This is a genomic window from Beijerinckia sp. L45, from assembly GCF_009765775.1.
Classification (GTDB): Bacteria; Pseudomonadota; Alphaproteobacteria; order Rhizobiales; family Beijerinckiaceae; genus RH-AL1.
The window spans coordinates 1-21,229 of sequence record NZ_LMUU01000082.1 but is presented as its reverse complement, the minus strand read 5'-3'; the positions used below and the strand labels follow the sequence as shown (position 1 = coordinate 21,229).

General features: G+C 63.4%; 28 protein-coding genes and 1 pseudogene. 12 read left to right on the top strand and 17 right to left on the bottom strand.

Translation table 11 applies throughout. From position 1 onward, the window contains the following. Nucleotides 1–80: 80 nt before the first annotated feature. The 4 genes from miaB to tsaB all read right to left on the bottom strand — a co-directional run bounded on the left by miaB (nucleotide 81) and on the right by tsaB (nucleotide 3,293). Entirely contained in the window at nucleotides 81–1,574 is a 1,494-nt protein-coding gene (gene miaB, locus GSQ79_RS08765) for a tRNA (N6-isopentenyl adenosine(37)-C2)-methylthiotransferase MiaB (RefSeq protein ID WP_256379007.1), read from the bottom strand. A 112-nt stretch (nucleotides 1,575–1,686) separates the two neighbouring features. Further along, nucleotides 1,687–1,998, bottom strand: a complete 312-nt coding sequence (locus GSQ79_RS08760) for a hypothetical protein (protein ID WP_158808336.1) — start codon at nucleotides 1,996–1,998, stop codon at nucleotides 1,687–1,689. A gap of 87 nt (nucleotides 1,999–2,085) precedes the next feature. Then, the gene (gene rimI / locus GSQ79_RS08755) at nucleotides 2,086–2,559 is read right to left on the bottom strand and encodes a ribosomal protein S18-alanine N-acetyltransferase (RefSeq protein ID WP_246725207.1); all 474 of its coding nucleotides are present in this window, start codon (nucleotides 2,557–2,559) and stop codon (nucleotides 2,086–2,088) included. 11 nt (nucleotides 2,560–2,570) lie between these two features. Then, a complete protein-coding gene (tsaB, locus tag GSQ79_RS08750; RefSeq protein WP_158808334.1) occupies nucleotides 2,571–3,293 on the bottom strand; it encodes a tRNA (adenosine(37)-N6)-threonylcarbamoyltransferase complex dimerization subunit type 1 TsaB in 723 nt (240 codons plus the stop codon). Nucleotides 3,294–3,524: 231 nt separating this feature from the next. Between tsaB and GSQ79_RS08745 the strand changes: the two genes are divergently transcribed. Both GSQ79_RS08745 and GSQ79_RS08740 read left to right on the top strand, forming a co-directional pair. After that, on the top strand, nucleotides 3,525–4,358 hold the full coding sequence (locus tag GSQ79_RS08745; RefSeq protein ID WP_158808333.1) for an RMD1 family protein: 834 nt from the start codon (nucleotides 3,525–3,527) through the stop codon (nucleotides 4,356–4,358). Between the two features lie 401 nt (nucleotides 4,359–4,759). Beyond that, nucleotides 4,760–5,248, top strand: a complete 489-nt coding sequence (locus GSQ79_RS08740; RefSeq protein WP_158808332.1) for a TspO/MBR family protein — start codon at nucleotides 4,760–4,762, stop codon at nucleotides 5,246–5,248. A gap of 273 nt (nucleotides 5,249–5,521) precedes the next feature. Here GSQ79_RS08740 and GSQ79_RS08735 read toward each other — a convergent pair whose 3' ends face one another. Then, entirely contained in the window at nucleotides 5,522–6,145 is a 624-nt protein-coding gene (locus tag GSQ79_RS08735) for a hypothetical protein (protein WP_210253041.1), read from the bottom strand. A gap of 3 nt (nucleotides 6,146–6,148) precedes the next feature. After that, nucleotides 6,149–6,661 carry a hypothetical protein gene (locus GSQ79_RS08730; RefSeq protein ID WP_158808331.1) on the bottom strand — a complete coding sequence of 171 codons (513 nt, stop codon included), beginning with the start codon at nucleotides 6,659–6,661 and terminating at the stop codon, nucleotides 6,149–6,151. Nucleotides 6,662–6,920: 259 nt separating this feature from the next. Here GSQ79_RS08730 and GSQ79_RS30290 point away from each other — a divergent pair, with 259 nt between their 5' ends. After that, complete coding sequence (locus GSQ79_RS30290) at nucleotides 6,921–7,217, top strand: PadR family transcriptional regulator (RefSeq protein WP_368669931.1); 297 nt, start codon at nucleotides 6,921–6,923, stop codon at nucleotides 7,215–7,217. Further along, complete coding sequence (locus GSQ79_RS08720; RefSeq protein ID WP_158808329.1) at nucleotides 7,205–7,810, top strand: hypothetical protein; 606 nt, start codon at nucleotides 7,205–7,207, stop codon at nucleotides 7,808–7,810. The genes GSQ79_RS30290 and GSQ79_RS08720 overlap by 13 nt, the downstream gene beginning before the upstream one ends. A 299-nt stretch (nucleotides 7,811–8,109) precedes the next feature. On the opposite strand, the gene GSQ79_RS28935 is transcribed toward GSQ79_RS08720, so the two are convergent. Further along, a complete protein-coding gene (locus GSQ79_RS28935; RefSeq protein ID WP_210253040.1) occupies nucleotides 8,110–8,463 on the bottom strand; it encodes a helix-turn-helix transcriptional regulator in 354 nt (117 codons plus the stop codon). A 382-nt stretch (nucleotides 8,464–8,845) separates the two neighbouring features. On the opposite strand from GSQ79_RS28935, the gene rpe reads away from it, so the two are divergent. Beyond that, the gene (gene rpe, locus GSQ79_RS08710; protein WP_158808328.1) at nucleotides 8,846–9,523 is read left to right on the top strand and encodes a ribulose-phosphate 3-epimerase; all 678 of its coding nucleotides are present in this window, start codon (nucleotides 8,846–8,848) and stop codon (nucleotides 9,521–9,523) included. Nucleotides 9,524–9,595: 72 nt separating this feature from the next. Beyond that, nucleotides 9,596–10,900, top strand: a complete 1,305-nt coding sequence (gene purB / locus GSQ79_RS08705; RefSeq protein ID WP_158808327.1) for an adenylosuccinate lyase — start codon at nucleotides 9,596–9,598, stop codon at nucleotides 10,898–10,900. A gap of 157 nt (nucleotides 10,901–11,057) precedes the next feature. On the opposite strand, the gene GSQ79_RS08700 is transcribed toward purB, so the two are convergent. From GSQ79_RS08700 to GSQ79_RS08680, 5 genes are all read right to left on the bottom strand, one after another. Then, nucleotides 11,058–11,312 (bottom strand): Txe/YoeB family addiction module toxin, encoded by a 255-nt coding sequence (locus GSQ79_RS08700; protein ID WP_158808326.1) that lies wholly within the window; start codon nucleotides 11,310–11,312, stop codon nucleotides 11,058–11,060. After that, nucleotides 11,309–11,563, bottom strand: coding sequence for a type II toxin-antitoxin system Phd/YefM family antitoxin (locus tag GSQ79_RS08695; RefSeq protein ID WP_158808325.1), 255 nt, complete (start codon nucleotides 11,561–11,563; stop codon nucleotides 11,309–11,311). Before GSQ79_RS08695 ends, GSQ79_RS08700 begins: the two co-directional genes overlap by 4 nt. A 55-nt stretch (nucleotides 11,564–11,618) precedes the next feature. Then, nucleotides 11,619–12,827, bottom strand: coding sequence for a sodium:proton antiporter (locus GSQ79_RS08690; protein WP_246725206.1), 1,209 nt, complete (start codon nucleotides 12,825–12,827; stop codon nucleotides 11,619–11,621). A 93-nt stretch (nucleotides 12,828–12,920) separates the two neighbouring features. After that, a complete protein-coding gene (locus GSQ79_RS08685; RefSeq protein WP_158808324.1) occupies nucleotides 12,921–13,220 on the bottom strand; it encodes a type II toxin-antitoxin system RelE/ParE family toxin in 300 nt (99 codons plus the stop codon). Further along, nucleotides 13,217–13,492, bottom strand: a complete 276-nt coding sequence (locus tag GSQ79_RS08680) for a type II toxin-antitoxin system ParD family antitoxin (protein ID WP_158808323.1) — start codon at nucleotides 13,490–13,492, stop codon at nucleotides 13,217–13,219. Before GSQ79_RS08680 ends, GSQ79_RS08685 begins: the two co-directional genes overlap by 4 nt. 136 nt (nucleotides 13,493–13,628) lie before the next feature. On the opposite strand from GSQ79_RS08680, the gene GSQ79_RS08675 reads away from it, so the two are divergent. Then, nucleotides 13,629–14,642 carry a zinc-binding alcohol dehydrogenase family protein gene (locus tag GSQ79_RS08675; protein ID WP_158808322.1) on the top strand — a complete coding sequence of 338 codons (1,014 nt, stop codon included), beginning with the start codon at nucleotides 13,629–13,631 and terminating at the stop codon, nucleotides 14,640–14,642. Between the two features lie 109 nt (nucleotides 14,643–14,751). Next, nucleotides 14,752–15,300: an alpha/beta hydrolase gene (locus tag GSQ79_RS08670; protein ID WP_158808321.1), complete on the top strand. Its 549-nt coding sequence runs from the start codon at nucleotides 14,752–14,754 to the stop codon at nucleotides 15,298–15,300. A gap of 36 nt (nucleotides 15,301–15,336) precedes the next feature. On the opposite strand, the gene GSQ79_RS08665 is transcribed toward GSQ79_RS08670, so the two are convergent. From GSQ79_RS08665 to GSQ79_RS08645, 5 genes and pseudogenes are all read right to left on the bottom strand, one after another. Beyond that, nucleotides 15,337–15,699, bottom strand: coding sequence for a DNA-binding transcriptional regulator (locus GSQ79_RS08665; RefSeq protein WP_158808320.1), 363 nt, complete (start codon nucleotides 15,697–15,699; stop codon nucleotides 15,337–15,339). Further along, on the bottom strand, nucleotides 15,689–15,976 hold the full coding sequence (locus tag GSQ79_RS08660) for a BrnT family toxin (protein ID WP_246725205.1): 288 nt from the start codon (nucleotides 15,974–15,976) through the stop codon (nucleotides 15,689–15,691). Before GSQ79_RS08660 ends, GSQ79_RS08665 begins: the two co-directional genes overlap by 11 nt. Nucleotides 15,977–16,100: 124 nt before the next feature. Next, on the bottom strand, nucleotides 16,101–16,718 hold the full coding sequence (gene rpsD / locus GSQ79_RS08655) for a 30S ribosomal protein S4 (protein ID WP_158808319.1): 618 nt from the start codon (nucleotides 16,716–16,718) through the stop codon (nucleotides 16,101–16,103). Nucleotides 16,719–17,000: 282 nt separating this feature from the next. Beyond that, nucleotides 17,001–17,240: pseudogene (locus GSQ79_RS08650) on the bottom strand (type II toxin-antitoxin system HicB family antitoxin); the annotation flags it as partial. Between the two features lie 266 nt (nucleotides 17,241–17,506). Continuing rightward, nucleotides 17,507–18,904, bottom strand: a complete 1,398-nt coding sequence (locus tag GSQ79_RS08645; protein WP_158808317.1) for a YeiH family protein — start codon at nucleotides 18,902–18,904, stop codon at nucleotides 17,507–17,509. A gap of 356 nt (nucleotides 18,905–19,260) precedes the next feature. On the opposite strand from GSQ79_RS08645, the gene GSQ79_RS08640 reads away from it, so the two are divergent. The 4 genes from GSQ79_RS08640 to GSQ79_RS08625 form a co-directional block, all read left to right on the top strand. After that, entirely contained in the window at nucleotides 19,261–20,202 is a 942-nt protein-coding gene (locus GSQ79_RS08640; RefSeq protein ID WP_158808316.1) for a glycine--tRNA ligase subunit alpha, read from the top strand. Nucleotides 20,203–20,290: 88 nt separating this feature from the next. Continuing rightward, the gene (locus tag GSQ79_RS08635) at nucleotides 20,291–20,533 is read left to right on the top strand and encodes an AbrB/MazE/SpoVT family DNA-binding domain-containing protein (protein ID WP_158808315.1); all 243 of its coding nucleotides are present in this window, start codon (nucleotides 20,291–20,293) and stop codon (nucleotides 20,531–20,533) included. After that, nucleotides 20,530–20,865 carry an endoribonuclease MazF gene (mazF, locus tag GSQ79_RS08630; protein WP_158808314.1) on the top strand — a complete coding sequence of 112 codons (336 nt, stop codon included), beginning with the start codon at nucleotides 20,530–20,532 and terminating at the stop codon, nucleotides 20,863–20,865. Before GSQ79_RS08635 ends, mazF begins: the two co-directional genes overlap by 4 nt. Before the next feature lie 100 nt (nucleotides 20,866–20,965). Beyond that, nucleotides 20,966–21,229, top strand: a 264-nt coding sequence (locus tag GSQ79_RS08625; RefSeq protein WP_158808313.1) for a glycine--tRNA ligase subunit beta, incomplete at its 3' end; no start/stop codon positions are given.

Below are 21,229 nucleotides of genomic sequence, written 5' to 3'. Positions count from 1 at the left end.
GCCGGTGCCGGGCTGGCCGAGGGCCACCGAGCCTTGGCTGGAGACGAAGGCTTGCGGCACGACAGGACGGTTGGGTGATCTCAAGCCCTAGACCTCGCGGGGAAACGTTCGGCGAGCACGCCGAACAGGGAGTTGGTGCTGGTGTCGACGATGGTCACCGCGGCGACCGTGCCGAGCAGCGAATCCGGCCCGTCGATTTGGACCGGCTGGAGATAGGGCGATTTGCCGGCGATCTGGCCGGGGTGGCGACCGCGCTTTTCGAACAGCACGTCGACGGTCTGGCCGACGAGGCTGCGGTTGAAGGCCTGGCGCTGCTCTTCGGCCAGGACCTGGAGCCGGATCAGGCGGGTTTTCATCACGGCGTCGTCGACCTGGTCGGGCAGGTCGGCGCCCGGCGTGCCGGGGCGCGGCGAGTATTTGAACGAATAGGTGCTGGCGAAGCCGACGGCGCGGATGAGGTCGAGGGTCGCCGCGAAATCGTCTTCCGTCTCGCCGGGAAAGCCGATGATGAAGTCCGACGACAGCGCGATGTCCGGGCGCGCCGTCCGCGCCGCGGCAACGATATCCAGGTATTCCGCCGCGGTGTGCTTGCGGTTCATCGCCTTCAGGATGCGGTCGGATCCCGACTGCACCGGCAGATGCAGGAACGGCATCAGCGCCGGCAGATCCTTGTGCGCGGCGTAGAGATCGCCGCTCATGTCGTTGGGATGGCTCGTCATGTAGCGGATGCGGACGATGCCCGGGATCGCCGCGAGCCGGGTGCAGAGGGCCGCGAGCGGCGTGACGCCGCCTGCCTCGTCGAGCCCGTGGTAGCCGTTGACGTTCTGGCCGAGCAGGGTGAGCTCGCGCACGCCGGCCGCCGCCAGGCCTTCGGCCTCGCGGACGATCTGCGCCACCGGGCGAGACAGTTCGGCGCCCCGCGTGTAGGGGACGACGCAGAAGGTGCAGAACTTGTCGCAGCCTTCCTGGATCGTGAGGAACGCGGTGTAACCTCTGGCCTGGGTTTGGCTTTTCGTCGCGGCGGGCAGGCCGGCGAATTTGCCGTCGAGGGCGAATTCCGTGTCGATCAGCCGATTGAACGGCGTCGCGCGCGCGATGAGGTCGGGCAGGCGGTGGTAGCTCTGCGGGCCGACGACGAGGTCGACGGCTTTCTCGCGCTTGAGGATTTCACCGCCCTCGGCCTGGGCGACGCAGCCGGCGACGACCACCTGGGTGGCATGCCCGGCGGCGCGGCGCTCGGCCTTCAGCTCGCGGATCTTGCCGAGTTCGGAAAACACCTTCTCCGAGGCGCGCTCGCGGATATGGCAGGTGTTGAGGATGACGAGATCGGCGTCCTCGATGGCCGGCGTCTCGTCGAACCCTTCCGGCGCCAGCAGGTCGGTCATCCGCTGCGCGTCATAGACGTTCATCTGGCAGCCGTAGGATTTTATGAAGACCTTGCGGCGATCTTGGAGGCGATCAGGCGTGGCGGGCAGGCTCGCCGTCTCTGGCGCGGGCAGGTGGCCGCCGCGCGCGCGATCGTCTTCGAGCGGTTCTGCCCGTTCGATCAGGTCCGTCATAGAATGTGCTGACACCAGGCTCCGCCGCGCCCACAGGGCTCCACCCAGCAATTTAGGACCTTTTCATCGCGATGAGAACAGGGCGGGGCGCTTAATTTCCGAGTTTGTTCGCCGCGACCCAGCGCGCCTAGGAAAACATGATGGCGATCTGGACCGCCACGCCGATGCCCAGGATGATCGCCGTGGTGGCATATTGCACGCGCAGCTGCGTCCGGAATGCCGCCGCATCGGCATCGCGGCGGATGTCGGATTGGTGGCGCATCGCGGCGATTCCCGTGCGCCGGACCTCCATCGCATCCGTCAGCAGCATCCCCGCCAGGATGAAGGCCGCTCCGGGCAGGAAACGGACCGACAGACTGGCGCGCTGGTTCAGGTAGCTCCAGAGGCCGGCCGCGACGATGACGACGATCCAGACGGCCGTAGTTGCATTCTTTGACATAACCGGATCGCGTCGCCATTCGAAACAGGGCCAGAGCCCCCTAATAGCTTGATTCCGCAGATACAGGATAGGTTCTTTGGAAGACGTCTAAACGATTGTGCGCCGTAAGATATAGGCCAGCGCCGGTGTCCCGTCGGCCTTGCGGTAGTACGACTTGCGTTCGCCCACCGTCGCGAAGCCGAAGCGCTTGTAGAGCGCGCGGGCGGCGGTGTTTTCCGCCTCGACCTCGAGGAACAGGCTTTTCGCGCCAAGCGTCGACAGCCGCGCGATGCTGGCGGTCATCAGCCGGCCGGCCAGGCCCTTCCGCCGCTTGCGCGGGGCGACCGCGATGGTCAGGATTTCCGCTTCGTCGGCGGCGAGACGGCACAGAATAAAGCCCTGCAGGTCGTCGGTCTTCGAGCCGAAGGCGCCGTCGGCGACCGTCGTGCGCTCGAGCAGCAGCGTCTCGATGTCGCCCTGCGGCCAGGGGAAGGCGAAGGCGCTGGCATGCAGCGCCGCGCAAGCCGCGCCATCGTCCACGCCGAGGCGGCGGATCTGCGGGGCGAAGGTTTTCGCAAACAAACCGAACATCTTTATGCCGCCGGCTCTTCTGCGGCCGATTCCGGCTGGGGCTCCGGCGCGGTCAGCGGGGCGACGGCGAGCGGCTTGGCGTCCGGCGCCTTGAGGTAGAGCGGGCGCGGCGGCGCGTGGGCCGGATCGGCGAGCAGGCCGAGGCGGGCGACGAAGGCGATGTCGGGCGCGATGCGGTCGCCGACGATCTCCGCCGCGAGCCCGTGCGACCAAGCCTCGATGGCGATCATCGGCGCGCCGGAGCCGGCAAGCCGCAACGGGCCCTCGCCGAGCGCGGCCACCGCCTCGCGGGCGTCGGAAAACCGTGGCGCCGAGAGCAGGCGGCCGTCGCCGTGGAAGGCGGCGAAATAGACGTGGCCGTGCCGGGCGTCGATGGCCACCACGATGGTCTCGGGCTTGTCCTCGAGGATCAGCGGCGCGGCCAGGGCCGCGAGCGTCGACACCCCGACAGCCGGCAGCTCCCAGGCCAGCGCGATGGCGCGCGCGGCGGCGATTCCCACCCGCAGTCCCGTGAAGGAGCCGGGCCCGACGGTGACGGCGACGCGGCCGAGCGCGGAAAATCCGCCCTCGACCTTGGCCATCACCCGCTCGATCAGCGGCAGCAGCGCCTCGGCATGGCCGCGCTCCATCGCCAGCGTCTCTTCCGCCTCCGGAGTGGTGTCGCCTTCGGTGAGGACGCAGGCGGAAACTGCCGGCAGCGCCGTGTCGATCGCAAGAATTTTCATCGACCGGACTGTGACGCTTTTGCTGGCGGCGATCAAATCATTCGGAAAATCCTCCCCAGCGCAAAGCGCGGGGGAGGGGGACCGCCGAAGGCGGTGGAGGGGGCCGGGCGTCGTGAATGATCGAGAACCAAGCCCCCTCCACCATGCTGCGCATGGTCCCCCTCCCCCTCTGCGAGGAGGAGGATAGTGCCCCGTGACTTTCGGCCGTTTCGGGGGTAGACCAAGCCCATCATGACCACCGGCGACCTCAACTCCCCGCTGCAGCTCGTCGAGCCGCAAGCTCTGCGACGCATGACGGCGCGTGCGCTGCTGCTGGGCGATCGCATCGACGCGGCCGGCCTCGAGCGCTCGGACATGATCTCGTCCAACCCGCTGGCCTTCCGCGCCGGCGCGGCGGGGTTCGTCGCCCTCTACCGCTTCGGCGTGGCGGTGATGGTCGGCCTCTCGCCGCTCGAGGAAGAAGAGGTCCTCGCCCAGGTCAAGCTGCGGGTCTCCGGCCCGCACGCCCATGTCGACGACGAGAGTGCGCAGCTCGATATTTCGCCCGAGCACGAGGACAAGATCCCGCCCGGCGGCATCATCGCGCTGCGCGATCTCTCCCATGCCCGCCTCCTGGTCGTCTCCGATGCGCTGGCCAAAACCGTGTCGTTGGGGCGCGACGAGCGCGAGGTCAACGCGGTGTTCGACGTCATCGAGCCGTTTGCCGCAAAGCTGTTCGAGAGCGGCCGCCCGCCCGGCAGGCGGCGCTCGATGCTCAAGCTGATCGGGCAGACGCTGCTGGTGCAGCACCGCGTCTCCGGCCGCGTCGCGGTGGAAGAAAAACCCGACGTGCTGTGGGACCGCCCGGACCTCGAGCGGCTCTACGCCCGCCTCGAGGACGAGTACGAGCTGAAGGAGCGGGCGGAGACGCTGAAGCGCAAGCTCGACGTCATCGCCGAGACCGCGCGCGCCCTCACCGACATCATCGACGCCGACCGCGCCACGCGGCTGGAGACCACGGTGGTCGTGCTGATCGTGACGGAGATTCTGCTGACGCTCGCGCAGATGGCGTTCTGGCACCATTGAGGAGCGGCCGTCATTCCGGGGCGCGCCGCAGGCGTGAACCCGGAACCGGGGTGCGCGGATGGTGCGGGGTGATCGGGGAATACCGGTTCCGGATCGCCGCTCCGCGCCGTCCGGAATGACGCGGGGAGGGATGCCGAAGAGAGGCACGCCGACCATCGGCGGAGCCGGCCTTGAATGGAACGGCTAACCCGAACCCAACCGGATTTTTCTGTCAATGACGCGGGCGTAAGCCCGCGCCGGCTCCGCCGGTCGCAGATCATTGACAGAAAAATCCGGTTGGGTTGTCCTGCCGCCGTGCCCTTTAAGGCTTTCTGAGCGCAAAACGCGCTCATGCTTTGACGCTCTGCCATGGGCACCTGCAGCAACTTGCGCTATGGAAAACCCTCTGCTGGAGCGCGCCCATGGACATCATCATCGCCGCCGTCATCACCATCGCCGTGCTCGGCGTCGGCGGCGCCATGACCGAGGTCGGGCCGTGGTACGCCGCCTTGCGCAAGCCCAGCTGGAACCCGCCGAACTGGCTGTTCGGCCCGGCCTGGACCCTGATCCTCGGCCTCGCCGCCTGGGCCGGCGTGCTGGCCTGGCGCGCCGCACCCGACGCCGCCACGCACTGGCGCATCGGTGTGCTCTACGGGTTCAACATCGTCTTCCACATGCTGTGGAGCCCGCTGTTCTTCAATTTCAAGCGCCCGGATTGGGCGCTGATCGAGGTGCCGTTTCTCTGGCTCTCGATCCTCGCGCTGATCGTCGGCACCGCCGGCCTCACGCCGCTCGCCGGCTGGCTGCTCGCCCCGTACCTCGCCTGGGTGGCGTTTGCCGCGTTCCTCAACTGGACGATCGTGCGGCTGAATGCGCCGTTTGGGGTGGGGGCGGCGGGGTCTCCCCTATGAAAGCCTCTCATTCAATCCTCATTTTTAAGCGGGTTTTTTCGAGTTGGACAAAAATGGCTTGCTGAGGAGAATAGATTGATAGTAGTCCTCATCGAGAAAACGTAGAATCTTCTTTAGGTCGGACTTGTTTGCTGGAAGGATGATAACCACTTTCTCATCCACAATAGCTGTGTCAATTGTTATGTTAAAAAGTAAGGCTGTCTTTTTGGTTTCTTCTACGTCTATCTTATCCAGAATTTCGCTCTGCATCACTAACGCGACCTTCCGGCGAATCTAGGTATCAGATACACCTACAAAATTACCAAGGTCATTTATCTGGATCTTTTTATTTGCGGCGAACTCATTGAGGTCTTCGTCGGTCGCTTCCTTATAATATTGACTAAGATCAAACATTTGACGAACTGAGTAAAAACTAAAGAACGCCAGTGTTCCGTTGGATAGTACTGCGGAAAGCCGGTTGTCAAGCGTAAGTCCTAAGCCGTCGACTTTTTTATAAACATTCGAAGAGTGAAATATAGACAATCCTTTGTTGGATAAAATCTTTCGCTTATCGAAGCTTTGTATTAAGACAGATTTGTCAGCACTTGTAGAATCGCCAGAAAAGAGTGCTTTTATGCTTTCAAATTCGACCGGACTTGGTCGTATTTCAGGCACACTAAGAGGATTGTCAACAGCGTATTGTAAGTTATCAATGTCATCAAAGTCGTTAATTACTAAGCATTCACCGTCGTCAGGCCTGTATTTCCCATCAAAAACTACTTTTTCTTGAGCGCGTAAATCAAAATCAGACTCTTGGCTTTTAAATAAAGCCTCTACGTCGCCTTGAATATCGTTCGAAAGGGGAACGCGTACAATTCTACGCGACGAATTGTTCGTAAGTGCAAATAAGTTCATCATCGATCATACAATCTCCAATAGCATAGAACTCGAAATTTTCTTAACAATCTTTACGCTGCCCGGGTCAAGTAGCTCTCGATTTGTAATTAAGGTATAAACAACGCCGTTTGACGACTCTGCTTTGTAAAATCGAAAACTGAGAAGGCGCATCAATGGGCTTGGAAGTATTGATCCCACCAAGTACGAAACCAGAAAAGCTATCAAAAATAAAATAACAACAACACCTAGCGTAATGTCCGACGCCTTGCCAAAGAAAGGGGCAATATATGTACCAACCACACCAAATAGCAATCCGTCGTTAGCCTCAATTTTTTTGGCCTGGAACGGGAACGACTCGCCGAGCCATTTTAGAGAGGCCATAATATAGACTACCGACAAACTTCCAAATAAGCCTGCTAGTATATAGTAGATTGCATCCCAGCTGAGCCCATGTGCCCATAGCCTCGCTGCTCCAACGCTTATGAGAGCTGGAGAAAATGCCGAAACAAAGAGCGCCGTCTTGAGGCCGTTTCTCATACCTGTGATCCCAGAACAAAATAGGAACATAATAGCGTCGGCGTGTGGTGGCAAGAGCGCCGAGTGCCCGCCAGATCTGCATCAAGTGAAACATAAACAACCCGACCTGCCTACGCGCGCCGCTTGTCCAATGCCATGCGCTCTTCGATGATCTCAGCGCTTGCTGCGCGCCACCGTAACAGCGTCTAAATCATCCATGACCCTTGCCTTTAAAACAGGATACTCCTACCTATATCGAGAATCGATATAGGTGGTCATAATGCGACTATCTGATAAAAGTCTTCGAGTGCTGGCGGCATTCCTCTCAGATCCATCAATACCCCTCGCGGGGAGCGACTTGTTCAAATTGACAAAGGTCGGCGCGGGTACACTCTATCCAATGCTTCTCCGATTTGAAGCGCAGGGCTGGCTGGATAGTGAATGGGAAGCGATAGAGCCCAGCCTGGAGAAACGCCCAAGGAAGCGGTTCTACAAACTGACCGGAGAGGGACGCCGAGAAGCGAGCGAACTTCTTTCTCAGCTTCGGACGATCGGAGGCCTACAATGGGCAATTTGATTGCCGCAACTCTCGGCACAATTGTGGTCGGGCTCGCAGGTGGCTTAATTCTGGATGCCATGCCAAGCTTGTCCGAAAGGCTCATTCGTTATGCGGCGGGTCGGACCGCAAGTCGCTTTCGAGAAGAAAATCTTAATGCTTGGCTTGCTGATTTCGATGAATGCCGCACCACGGCGGGCCAGATATATTGGGCGCTTGGCTGCGTTCAAGCCAGCTTTGTCATCGAACCACCTTGGGCCGATTCCACCCGTGTCTTATATCTTGTCGGACTTAGAATGGGAATTCGGCTCCGTGCACAAACATTTCTCTGGGTGTTGCGCCGCGTTGACAGCAGCAGGTTCGATTTCAAAACTGTTGCGGCCATGGCGCTTCGCGACAATTACGAAAGCCATTTCTGGGAATATTTGCGACAATACCACATCGCTTGCAGGAAAAAGGATTGTCACGCCGCGCCTCTGATCAGCGTCAAGGGCGCGATTAGCAAGGTAAGCCCGCTATACGTTCAAGTATTTAGTACGATAGCGTCGATAAAGCAGCAGGGACCCGGCCGCAGAAAATTCTGGATTGATGAAGAAGGGAATTTAGCACCCTGAATTATTCTAAGCAGCAAGCCACCGTATAGTAAATCCGGGGTAGGTGCATCACCGCGGTAAATCTGATCATTCGTGCGAGGCCATACAAAAACGCCATTGCTTCTTGAGCAGCCTTTTCCGCTCTGATCCGGCTGTCAAGGACGCGCCGGAGGCGCGCCGCGGAGCGGGCTGCGCGCCGCTGACAGCCGGATCAGAGCGCAAGTTTTGGAAATCAAGAGATCGATGGCGCGCTGTGCCCTGACGTTGGGCGACAAACGCTGTCGTCCGCTGGATCGCAAGCCTCTTGATAGTTTGCCCCCTCACCCCATCTCCCGCCCCGGCCAATCCGCCGGCGGCGTGACGTCGGCGCGGTCCTTCAGCACCCGCGTCTTCGGGCGCATCGCGGCGACGCGGGCGCGGCGGGTGATGGCGGCGGCGGTTAGGGGCAGGGTCCAGTCCGGCGAGCGGCCCATCTCGATGGGAACCTGGACCCCGAGGGTACTCAGCACGCGCAAAACCTTGGCGTGTTCGAGGGTCGGCTTGCCGTGTGCGAAATCGACAAGCCATTCGCGGCCGACCTGCGCGGCTTGCGCCACCTCGGCCTGGCGCAGCTTGAGCTGCTTGCGGCGGCCGCGCGCGGCGAGCGCCAGATCGAACGTGTGCGTGACGAGCATGGCGTTTTTTGCCTCCCATGCGCTGTGCGATCACCGACCCGGCCGCGGCGTCGGCGTGCGCCAACAATCCGGCGCCGCGGTGTCGGCGGGAGCCGACAATCTCAGTTGCGAGGTGGGCGAACGCCGACGCGCGCATGGCCGATTTTCGGGCCGCGGCGCCTGCGGGTTGACAGGATCGATGCGGTAGGGCTACCGTACGCGCAGGCGCGAAAAAGTCAAGGGGGCGTCGTCTTTGCGAGCGGAGCGAAGCAACCCAGGGGCCCAAACAGCCATCTCGCGCAGCGGCCCCTGGGTTGCTTCGCCTGCGGCTCGCAATGACGGCGCCGTTGGACTCAGGGCGCGCAGCCATGCTACCCGCCTGCCTTCAGCCGCGAGCCCCGTCATGCCGATCACCATCCTCCCCTCCGTCCTCTCCGCCGATTTTTCGCGCCTCGGCGAGGAGGTGCGGGCGATCGTCGCCGCGGGGGCGGACGCGCTGCATCTCGACGTGATGGATGGGCATTTCGTGCCGAACATCTCGTTCGGGCCGGACGTCATCAAGGCGCTGCGCTCGCATACCGACGTGCCGTTCGACGTGCACCTGATGATCGCGCCGGTGGATGCCTATTTGCAGGCTTTCGCCGAGGCGGGGGCGCAGTCGATCATCGTCCACGCCGAGGCGGGGCCGCACCTGCACCGCACGCTGCAGGCGATCCGGGCGCTTGGCTGCAAGGCCGGCGTGGCGCTCAACCCGGCGACGCCGGTCGACGCGATTTCCTATGTGCTCGACGCCATCGACATCGTGCTGGTGATGAGCGTCAACCCCGGCTTCGGCGGCCAAAAGTTTTTGCACGCCGCGATCGACAAGATCCGCGCGGTGCGCGACGCGACGCTGGGGCGCGCCATCGCCATCGAGGTCGACGGCGGTGTCGATGCGACCACGGCGGGCGCGGTGGCGGAAGCCGGCGCCACCCGGTTGGTGGCCGGCAGCGCGGTGTTCCGCGACGGCCCCGACGGTTACAAGACGAACATCGACGCCATCCGCCATGCCGCGCTGCTGGCGCGCGGCGAACTCATTTAGGGCGTCGGACGCAAAAGTTGCAGACTTTTGCGTGCGAACCGATGCCCTGACTCAACGAGAAGGTCCGAAAAAATGATCCCCCGCTATTCCCGCCCCGCCATGGTCGCGGTCTGGGAGCCGCAGACGCGCTTCCGCATCTGGTTCGAGATCGAGGCCTACGCCTGCGACGCGCTCGCCGAAATCGGTGTGATCCCGAAGGAATCCGCCAAGGCGATCTGGGACAAGGCCGGCCACGTCACCTTCGACGTCGACCGCATCGACGAGATCGAGCGCGTCACCAAGCACGACGTCATCGCCTTCCTCACCCACCTCGCCGAGTTCATCGGCCCGGATGCGCGCTTCGTGCACCAGGGCATGACGTCGTCCGACGTGCTCGATACGTGCCTCGCGGTGCAGCTGGCCCGCGCGTCCGACATTCTCATTGCCGACGTCGACGCGCTGCTGGCGGCGCTGAAGAAGCGCGCCTATGAGCACAAGTTCACGCCCACGATCGGCCGCTCGCACGGCATCCATGCCGAGCCGGTGACGTTCGGTCTCAAACTGGCGCAGGCCCATGCCGAGTTCGCCCGCTGCCGTGAGCGGCTGGTGGCGGCGCGGAAAGAAATCGCGACCTGCGCGATTTCCGGGGCCGTCGGCACCTACGCCAACATCGATCCGCGGGTCGAGGCGCATGTCGCGGAAAAACTCGGGCTGGTGCCGGAGCCGGTGTCGACGCAGATCATTCCGCGCGACCGCCATGCGATGTTCTTCGCCACGCTCGGCGTCGTCGCCTCGTGCCTCGAGCGCCTTGCCATCGAGGTGCGCCACCTGCAGCGCACCGAGGTGCTGGAGGCCGAAGAGTTCTTTTCCGAGGGCCAAAAGGGCTCGTCGGCGATGCCACACAAGCGCAATCCGGTGCTGACGGAAAACGTCACCGGCCTCGCCCGCCTGGTGCGCGGCATGGCGGTGCCGGCGATGGAGAACGTCGCGCTGTGGCACGAGCGCGATATCTCGCATTCCTCCGTCGAGCGGATGATCGGCCCCGACGCCACGGTGACGCTCGACTTCGCGCTGGCGCGGATGACCAGCGTCATCGACAAGCTGCTGGTTTATCCCAAAACCATGCAGAAGAACTTGGACCGGCTCGGTGGGTTGGTGCATTCGCAGCGCGTGCTGCTCGCCCTGACCCAGAAGGGCGTCAGTCGCGAGGACGCCTACGCGCTGGTCCAGCGCAACGCGATGCCGGTGTGGCGCGGCGAGGGCGAGTTTTTGCCGCTACTCAAGGCCGACCCCGACGTGTCGAAGGCGCTGAGCGACGCCGAGCTGGAGGACCTATTCGACCTCGGGTATCACCTCAAGAATGTCGACGCGATCTTTGCGCGGGTTTTTGGGGGGTAGGGGCGGCTTCTATCCCCTCATGGTGAGGAGCCATCGAAGATGGCGTCTCGAACCACGAGGGCTCTAGATCGCACCGCCGCGGACCGCCCTCGTGGTTCGAGACGCGCCTGCGGCGCTCCTCACCATGAGGGCTATTGATGGCCGCGAACATGTCCGATCAATAATGGTACCGGCACTGCGCGATCAGAAGTCCATCTTCAATCGCGCGGTAGACGAGACGATGCTCCTGGTTGATCCGCCGCGACCACCAGCCGGCCAAGGGACCGCGCAACGGTTCCGGTTTGCCGATACCGGCGAACGGCGAGCGCATGCAGTCCTTGATCAGATCGTTGATCCGCATGAGCATCTTGCGATCGGTCGCCTGCCAATACAGGTAGTCCGTCCAAGCCCGCTCGCTGAAGATCAGCTTCACTCGATCAACGACGTCTCGACGCCTTGGCCGGCTTCGAGTTCGGCAATGGACTCGAGGAGGTGCTCGGCATTGGCGGGGCTGCGCAGCAGATACCGCGTCTCTTCATAAGACGCGAAGTCTTCGAGCGACATCAGCACGGCAGCCGGCCTGCCGCGGTCGCGAGTGATCACGACCGGCTGGTGATCGGCGATGACGCTATCGATCGTGCCGTCGAGGTCGCGCTGAAATTCACTAAAAGATGTGATCTTCATGGTGCCTTTTAGCAGACTTTTTGCCCGAATTAAATGTTCGCTGGGCTGTCGCCCCTCACCCCACCCGATACCGCCCCGCAACCCGCCCGATCGTCGCGCCCTGCACAAGCACGGAGAATAACACCACGGCGTAGGTCGCGGCCAAAAGCAGCGGCTGCCCCGGCCCGGCCGGGATCGACAGCGCCAGCGCGATCGAGATCCCGCCGCGCAGACCGCCCCACCAGAGGATCGGCAGCGCGCCGCGGCCGAGGCTCTCGAACGGGTGCAGCAGCGCGAGCGGCAGGGCCACCGAGACAAGCCGCGCCAGCAGCACGATTGGGATCGCAGCCAGGGCGACCAGCATGATCCGCGTGTCGGTCCACACAGTGATGGCCTCGAGGCCGACCAGCAGGAACAGCACGGCGTTCAAGATCTCGTCGATCAACTCCCAGAATTTTATCACATGCTCCTTGGTGGCGTCATGGAGCGCGTGGCGCAGGCCGTGGTTACCGAGGATCAGCCCTGCGACCGCCATCGCCACCGGGCCGCTGACGCCGGCCGCCTGCGCGACGGCATAGCCGCCCATCACCGCCGCCAAGGTGATCAGCACTTCCACGACGTAGTCGTCGATTCCGCGCAGCGCGTAGAAGGCGAGAGCGCCGATGCCGAGGCCGAACACGATCCCGCCGCCGGCTTCCAGCGCGAACAGGCCCGCCGCCTTGCCCAGCGTGAGATCGGCGGCACCGCTGGCGGCGGCGAACACGATGGAAAACACCACCACGCCGACGCCGTCGTTGAACAGGCTCTCCGCCGCCACCGTCGCCTGGATGGTCGGTGGCATCACGGCCTTTCGCAAGATTGCGATGACTGCGACGGGGTCGGTCGGGCTGATCAGGGCGCCGAACACAAAACACCAGATCAGCGGCAGGTCGGGGCCGGTGAACGACAGCAGAAGTTTGAAGGCAAACCCCACGATCACCGTCGACAGGACCGTGCCGACGCTCGACAGGACCAGAATGGCCCAGCGCCCCCCGCGCATCGCCGCAAGGTCGATCTGGAAGGCGCCGGCAAACAGCAGGAACGACAGCATGCCGTCGAGCAGGGTGGTGCGGAAGTCCAGCCCGTCGACAAAACGCTGCGCCGCATGGATCAGGCCGAGCTGCGGAAACATCCGGCCGACCGCGATGACGAGCGCGGAGAGGATGGCGCCGAGAATGGTCAGGCCGATGGTCTGCGGCAGCTTGATGAAGCGCGCATTGAGGTAGCTGAACACCGCCGCCAGCACGACGATGATCGCCGCAGCGTCGAAGGGAGAAAACCCGAGCTCGGTCAGCGCATCCGTCCCTGGTCATCAACACGGCCCAGTGCGACCAGCGCGTCAGCCTCCAAGAATGGCATCGTAGTTCCGACCTCTCGCAAATATTCTCAGAATGTCCACGCGATCGGGCGGCAGTTCGTAAGCGATGACGATGCGCCGCCACAGCGGCAAGACACGCAGGCCCGCCCGCAGATCGGGCCGTTCCGTGCCAATCATCGGTGTGTCGCAAAGTGTCGAACAGGCCGCCCGGATTTCATCGATGTAGGTTCGTGCTCGTCGCGGATTGGTTACGGCGATGAAGTCGAAGATGCCATCGAGATCGTCACGCGCTTGCGGCGTGTAGACGAGCGCTCGCCTCACGACGCGCGTTTGGCCTCTGCCGCCGCGAGCCGGGCGTCGAAATGGCGGCCGATCTGGTCGTTGGTAAGCCGGTCGGCGCTTTCGGCGGCCTCGGCGATCTGACCGCGCACCAATGCCAGGCGTTCGGCCCTTTCCTGGTCCCGCTGCTGCAGAAGGTGCAGAGCATCGCGTATCACCGCGCTGTCGGACGCGTAAGCGCCACTCTCGACATGGCTGCGGACCAACTGAACGAGGTCCGAGGGCAACTCGATGCTGAGCGTGGCGGCATTCATCAGTATGTCCTTTAGAGCTAGATTACACCGTCCTGGACGAGGCGCCAATTGCATCGCGGCGTCTGGATCCCCAGGTGGCCAAGCCCCGGCACCGGTGCCATAACCCCCGGCAATCGCACACCTATCAGGAGCTTCCATGAAAGCCGTCGGATTCGAAACGCCAGGCCCGATCGCCGCTGACGCGTCGCTCATCGACTTCGAGCTGCCGCAACCGATGGCGGCAGGCCACGACCTGCTCGTCGCGGTCAAGGCGATCTCGGTCAATCCCGTCGACACCAAGGTGCGCACCCGCTTCCAGCCCGAGGCCGGGATGCGGAAGGTGCTGGGCTATGACGCTTCCGGCGTGGTGGTGGCCTGCGGGCCGGACGTCAGCTTGTTCAAGATCGGCGACGAGGTGTTTTATGCCGGCGATCTCAACCGCCCGGGCACCAATGCCGAATTTCATCTGGTCGACGAGCGCATCGTCGGGCCCAAACCCAAGACGCTGAGTTTTGCCGAGGCGGCCGCGCTGCCGCTTACCACGATCACCGCATGGGAGGCGCTGTTCGATCGCATCGATATCCGCCGCCCGCTCAAGGGGATCGCGCCGGTGCTGCTGATCATCGGTGGCGCCGGCGGCGTCGGGTCCATCGCGATCCAGCTGGGGCGGCGGCTCACCGACGTCACCGTCATCGCCACCGCCTCGCGGCCGGAGTCGCGGGACTGGGTGCATGGCCTCGGCGCGCATCACGTCATCGACCACACCCTGCCGATGCCGGCGCAGATCGCGGCGCTCGGGATCGGCCAGCCGTCCTTCGTGTTCTCGACGACGCAGACGGACCAGCACATGGCCGGCATCGCCGAGCTCATCGCGCCGCAGGGCCGCTTCTGCCTGATCGACGATCCCGCGACGCTCGACGTCAAGGTGTTGAAGGCCAAGTCGATCTCGCTCCATTGGGAGCTGATGTTCACCCGCTCGATGTTCAAGACGGCGGACATGATCGCGCAGCACGAGCTGCTGGCGGAAGCGTCCAAGCTCGTCGATGACGGCATTTTGCGCACGACGCTCGCGGAAACGTTCGGCACGATCAACGCCAATAACTTGAAACGCGCCCATGTGCTGCTGGAAAGCGGTGCCTCGCGGGGCAAGATCGTGCTGGAAGGGTTTTAGGCAGGGCGCAGGATGACCGCGCAGAACAAAGAGCGTGGCTTGCGGGCGCGAGAGAGAAAATGTCTCCCGCGTATTTTCCGCGCGCCGCGCGCCTGCTATTCCCTGCGCCATGCGAACATCGGAAGCTGACATCATCATCGTGCCCGGCCTCAGCGGCGGCACGGACGTTCATTGGTACAGCCGTTGGGAGAGCAAGCTGCCCACGGCGAAACGGGTGATTCAGGCGGATTGGCACAATCCGAACCTGGAGGCCTGGACCGCCGCCCTGATCGACGCCGTCAAGGCGGCGCAGCGGCCGGTGGTGCTGGTGGCCCATAGTCTCGGCGTCATCACCGTCGGCCATGCCGCGGCGCAGATCGCGGAGCGTGTGGTCGGCGCCTTCCTCGTCGCACCGCCGTCGCAGGCGGTGATGCTGTCGATTCCGGAAATCGACAAGGCGTTCACCGACGTGCCGCTCGATCCGCTGCCGTTTCCGGCCGTCCTGATCGCCAGCCGCGACGATTCCTACGCCGCCTACGCCGACAGCGAAGCGCTGGCCAAGAGCTGGCATGTCGAACTGGTCGATGCCGGCGAATCCGGCCACCTCAACGACGAGAGCGGCCACGGGCCCTGGCCCGAAGGCCTGATGCGCTTCGCCAGTTTCATGCGGACGCTTTAGCCCAAGGCGTTGAACCTTTGGAGCGGCGGGAAGTGCTTAATCGTCGATCTTGAGCGCGCGCTCCACGGCGAGGGGGTTGTGGCGGATCGTCTTGATGTAAGCGGTAGCAACTGAGTCCGGTTTATAGCGTCCGCGCTCCCAGTCGCGCAGGCGGCTGAGACTGATGTGGTAGCGTTCGGCAAAAACAGGCTGCGTCAGTCCGACCTGTTCGCGAGCTTCGCGAACGGCACGCGCAAAGACGGCGCGATCGAGCGCTTCGTCCGTCATGGTCGGATTGATAGGATCCAGATCGGCCTGTTGGTCGATAGCATCGTCTGTCATCGCCGCGAGACGTGCCCGCTCTTCCGTGGAAAACGTTGGTGGATTTGCCGCGAGCTCGGCAAGGGTCTTACGAGCCATAGCGTCTCCTCTCCTTGCGGTGAGCCGGCCGCGCGGAGATGATCCGGGCGGTCTCTGCTACCATTGCGAACGTGACGTTGATGCAGACGCCGTCCACGAGGCCAACGGTGTTCCAGCGACGCTCGCCATAGTCCTTGCGGCGGTCTTCAGTTTCGATCCGCCGCGGGTCAAGAAACACCGCACTCGCAATGGCGAAAGAAATGCCATGACGAGCGACATGGTCGGCTTCGTTCTTGTCGTGCCAATCGAAGCTCGTTGGCCGCTGCTTGTCTATCACCAGCGCATATAAGGGTAACCCTTATAGGCGGGTCGAGGGTGCCTTGATAGAGGCGCAGGCGCGTAACAAAAAAGGCGGCGCCAATGGCACCGCCTTGATGTGTCTTCGCTACGACGCGCGCGTCTTAGCGCGAGTAGAACTCGATCACGAGGTTCGGTTCCATCACGACGGGGTAGGGCACGTCGGAGGGAAGCGGCACGCGGGTCATCTTGGTGGTCATCTTGCCGTGGTCGGTCTCGTAATAGTCCGGCACGTCGCGCTCGGATAGCGAGATCGCCTCCATCACGAAGGCCAGTTCACGCGACGAGTCCTTGACCTCGACGACGTCGCCGACCTTCACCAGGAAGGAGGCGATGTTGACGCGGCGGCCGTTCACCTTGACGTGGCCGTGGTTCACGAACTGGCGTGCGGCGAAGACGGTGGCGACGAACTTCGAGCGATAGACGACGGCGTCGAGGCGGCGCTCAAGCAGGCCGATCAGGTTGTCGCCGGAATCGCCCTTCATCCGGATGGCTTCCGCGTAATACATGCGGAACTGCTTTTCCGAGATGTTGCCGTAGTAGCCCTTGAGCTTCTGCTTGGCTTTCAGCTGGGTGCCGAAGTCGGAAAGCTTGCCCTTGCGGCGCTGGCCGTGCTGGCCGGGGCCGTAGTCGCGGCGGTTCACGGGGCTCTTCGGGCGGCCCCAGATGTTCTGGCCCATACGACGGTCGAGTTTATACTTGGATTCGGCGCGCTTGGTCATCGCGTGTCCTCGAAAATGCGCCGGCAACAGGACACCGTTGGCGAAAGCGCAGGCCTCAAAAGGCCGCACCGCCATCAATCTCGCGTCATCTGCCGGCTGGGTGGCAGAGGAACGCGCCCTCCTTTGCTTGACCCCACAATCTTGAGAGTTCGAAAGAACTCGAAAGTCCGGGAGAAGCCGACAGGCTCATCGCGCGAAGCGACTGGCCACGGGTGCGTACTCGAACGGGCGAACCCGTTGAGAAGCGATGGTGGGTAGAGGGTTTTACCGGGTGCGTCAAGATAAGACCGCGAGCGCTCCATGGTTGGCGCCGTCTTCCCTGATGCGGTGAAGCGATGATGGTTTCAGGACGGGCTCGCCATCCTCGGCCAGCCTGGCGAGATGCAGCGCTAAAGCCTCTTTGGCAAATGCGCGCGCTTCTTCCACGGTGCGTCCTGCCGTGATGCAGCCTGGAAGATCCGGAAACGAGACGCCGTAATCTGACGTTTCGTCCTTATGGATGAGGGCGATGTAATTATGCATGGCTCACCTGGAATGGAGCCAAATCTAGCACGGAGACAGTTCTACAACCAATGGTCTCTCTTAATGTGCCGCGTCCGTGCTTCTAACAGAAAAAGCCCCACAACTCGCCGACGCTCGCAAAAACCGGTCGTGTTTCACGCACAACCCGTCATCAGCCCGGCTCGCCCCGTGGCCCGAACTCAGCGTCGCCAAGCCGGGCAGGGCGCGCTCCGCACTCTGCCCGTCAGGTTGAAAATGCCGGCAGACGCCGCAACGCGCATCGCCGCTCATGGGCTGAGCTTCTCCCAATAGGCGCCGAACACAAGCACGGACAAGACCAGCCCGAGCACGACGTTGACCACCACGCCCGTGCTGAAGGCGAGGACCGGCTTGAACCCGACGCCGGCGAGGTCGCGCACCCGCGTGGTCAGGCCGATACTCAAGAATCCGAAGGTGAAGGCCCAGATCCGCAGGTTCTTGATCGGCGTGACGAGGGCCGGCGTCGTCACCTTGCTGAAGTCGGCATGGCCGACCTGGTAGGCGACGAAGGTGACGAAGGCCGAGGTCAGCAGAAACCCGATGACGAATTTCGGAAACCGCGTCCAGATCTCGCGCGCCTGCGGGCGGTTGGTGATGCCGTCCTGCGACCAGTAGGTGGTCGCGATGACGGACAGCACGATCGCCCAGATGCCGATCCAGATGTCGCGGCCGATCACCTTCATCAGCGTGAAGGCGGCGACCGCCTGGTCGCTGGCATTGGCCGCGGCGCCCGGCACCTTCGCCGCGATCTCGCCATAGGCCTGCGCCGCGGCAAAGCCCGCCGCGTCGGCGAATTCCGAGGTGCCGATCCACGCGCCGCCGATCCCGGCCGGCAAGTGGAGCGCCTGGGCGCCGAACGGGATGACGAAGAGCATCACGATCGCCCAGAAGATGACTATGGAGATCACCACCGCGGCGTCCTGCTTGCGCGCGCCGACGGCGGCGGCGATCGCGATGGCCGCGGAGACGCCGCAGACGGCGCCGCCGACGCCCAGCGTCGCGGCAAACCGCGGATCGATGCCGAGCGCGCGCCCGGTGAAGAAGATCACGCCGAACGTCACCAGCGACACGATGGAGGCCTGCAGGAAGGCGATCGGGCCGGCCCAGACGATCAGGGTCAGCGGTAGCGTCGCGCCGAGCAGCACCACGCCCAGCTTGACGTAAAACTCGACGCGAAACCCGGCGTCGAGCTCGCGCGGCAGCACGTGGAGGTTGGCGAGGATCAGCCCGACCGCCAGCGCCACGAGCGGTGGCTCGAGGTTGTAGCGCACCGCCTGGTCCCACTGGCCGAGTACGATGATGAGCGTCGAGACGACGTAGAGAAAGGCGAAGGCCGGCACGGTCTGGCGCAGCCGGTAGCCAAGCGCGGACAGGGCGGTCGTCGTCAGCACCAGCCAGACCGCAAACTGCGCGACGTAGCGCAGCGCATTCTTGCTCAGGTCGGCGGCGAGTTGATCGGCATGGCTCCACTTGGCCGGCAGCACGGCGAGCCAGGCGAGACCGGGACCGAAGCTGAGCGACAGGTAGCCGATGACGACGAGGCCGAGCCCGATCGCCACCGCCCACCAATCGTCCTTCTTAAACAGCCCCGGCGTTCGCGCGCGAGGACGATCCGCATCGGTCGATGCGATGCTCAATTCAGTCATGACTGTGTCTCTGGTAAAACGTTATTCGCACTGGAGCGCAACGGCAGGGCGAGTTCAAGAGAAGAGAAATGGTTTTGGCAGCGCGACTCTGAGAAGAAATGTCCGCGCTTGTCTTTCCGGGGCGCCGCAGGCGAGCCCGGAACCCAGGCACACCGGGTTACAGAGAGCACAACCGTGTTTCCGCCCTGCATCATGGTGTCCGCCACTTCAGCATCGTGTTCCTACGTTCCGGGCTCGCGCCTCGGGCGCGCCCCGGAAAGACAATGCGGCGAACGCTGCTACAGTCCATCGATTTGACGCCCGCTGCCCCACCCAGTACCCACACGCCCACATCCTTTCCTCTGCCGAGATCCGCCATGAGCGCCCCCGCGCCCGACCCGTTCGATCCCCGCCGCTCGTTCCAGGGGCTTATCCTCACCCTGCAAAAATTCTGGGCGGAGCAGGGCTGCGTCATCCTGCAACCCTACGACATGGAAATGGGCGCCGGCACGTTTCACCCCGCCACGACGCTGCGCTCGCTCGGCCCAAAACCGTGGCGCGCCGCCTATGTCCAGGCCTGCCGCCGGCCCAAGGACGGGCGCTACGGCGAGAACCCCAATCGTCTGCAGCACTATTACCAGTACCAGGCGATCCTGAAGCCCTCGCCGCCGGACCTGCAGGACCTCTACCTGCGCTCGCTGGCCGCCATCGGCATCGACGTCGCTCTGCACGACATCCGCTTCGTCGAGGACGACTGGGAGAGCCCGACGCTCGGCGCCTGGGGACTGGGCTGGGAGTGCTGGTGCGACGGCATGGAAGTTTCGCAGTTCACCTATTTTCAGCAGGTCGCCGGCATCGAATGCGCGCCGGTCTCGGGCGAGCTGACCTACGGCCTCGAGCGCCTTGCCATGTACGTGCAGCGCGTCGACTCGATCTACGACCTCAATTTCAACGGCCTCGATGGCGACGCCCGCATCACCTACGGCGACGTGTTCAAACAGGCCGAGCAGGAATATTCGAGGCATAATTTCGAGGCCGCCAACGTCGAAAAACTGTTCCGCCACTTCGCCGATGCCGAAGGTGAGTGTCGCGACCTGCTGGAAAAAGGCGATGCCGGCCAGCGCGCGCTGCTGGTGCTGCCGGCCTACGACCAGTGCATCAAGGCGTCCCACGCCTTCAACCTGCTTGACGCCCGCGGCGTGATCTCGGTGACTGAGCGCCAAAGCTATATCTTGCGCGTGCGCGAACTGGCGAAGGCGTGTGGCGCGGCGTGGCTGAAGACGGAGGCAGGCGGCGCGGGGGTGATGCTGTCCGCATAGCTCGAAGTGCTCCTTTGTCGCCGCCAGCATTGACGTCTGTCTGAATAGCGCCCAACGTATCGACAACGTTGATACGTTTAGGTGGAAAATGCAGGTGCGCGTCAAGAAGTGGGGCAACAGCGCCTCCGTCCGGATCCCCACATCCATCATGGCAGCGGCGGCGTTGAGCATCGATCAGGCCGTCGATGTCAGGGAAGAGGGCGGCCGGATCATCATCGAGCCGGTGGCGGCTCCAACCTATGGTCTTGACGAACTTTTGGCGCGGATGACGCCCGACACATTCCAGGACGAGATCGAGTTTGGACCACCGGTCGGCTCAGAAGTGTGGTGAGTGCAGCGTACGTTCCTGATGCGGGCGATGTCGTCTGGCTCGAGTTCAACCCGCAAGCCGGTCGCGAGCAGGCCGGGCACCGGCCCGCGCTCGTGCTTACCCCTGCCAAATACAACGCCCTTCGCGGCATGATGATCTGTTGCCCGATGACGTCGCGCCTGAAAGGCTATGTCTTCGAAGTCGTGGTCAGCCAAGATCCGCCGAGCGCCGTCCTCGCGGACCAGGTGAGAAGTCTGGATTGGCGCGCCCGCAAGGCGGCGCACAAAGGCCTCGTATCTCCGCAGGTTCTTGCGGAAGTCCGCGCCAAGATCAAACCCTTGCTAGGCTTCTGAAGCATCTGCGGCCTGATGGTGTATCCCAACAAGAGCGCGCCTGCAGCTAGAGACACGCTCCTCCGATCGCGCTAAACGGTCCGCACACACAAGGACCCCTATGCCCGACCTCCTCCTCGAACTGTTCTCCGAAGAAATTCCCGCCCGCATGCAGACGCAGGCGGCGGCCGACTTGAAGCGCCTCGTCACCGACGCGCTCGTCGCCAAGGGCCTGCTCTACGAGGGCGCCGCTGCCTTCTCGACGCCGCGGCGTTTGGCGCTCCATGTCGCCGGCCTGCCGGCGGCGCAGCCGGACACGCGGGAGGAAAAGAAGGGGCCGCGCGTCGGTGCGCCCGAGGCGGCGTTGGCCGGGTTTCTCAAGAGC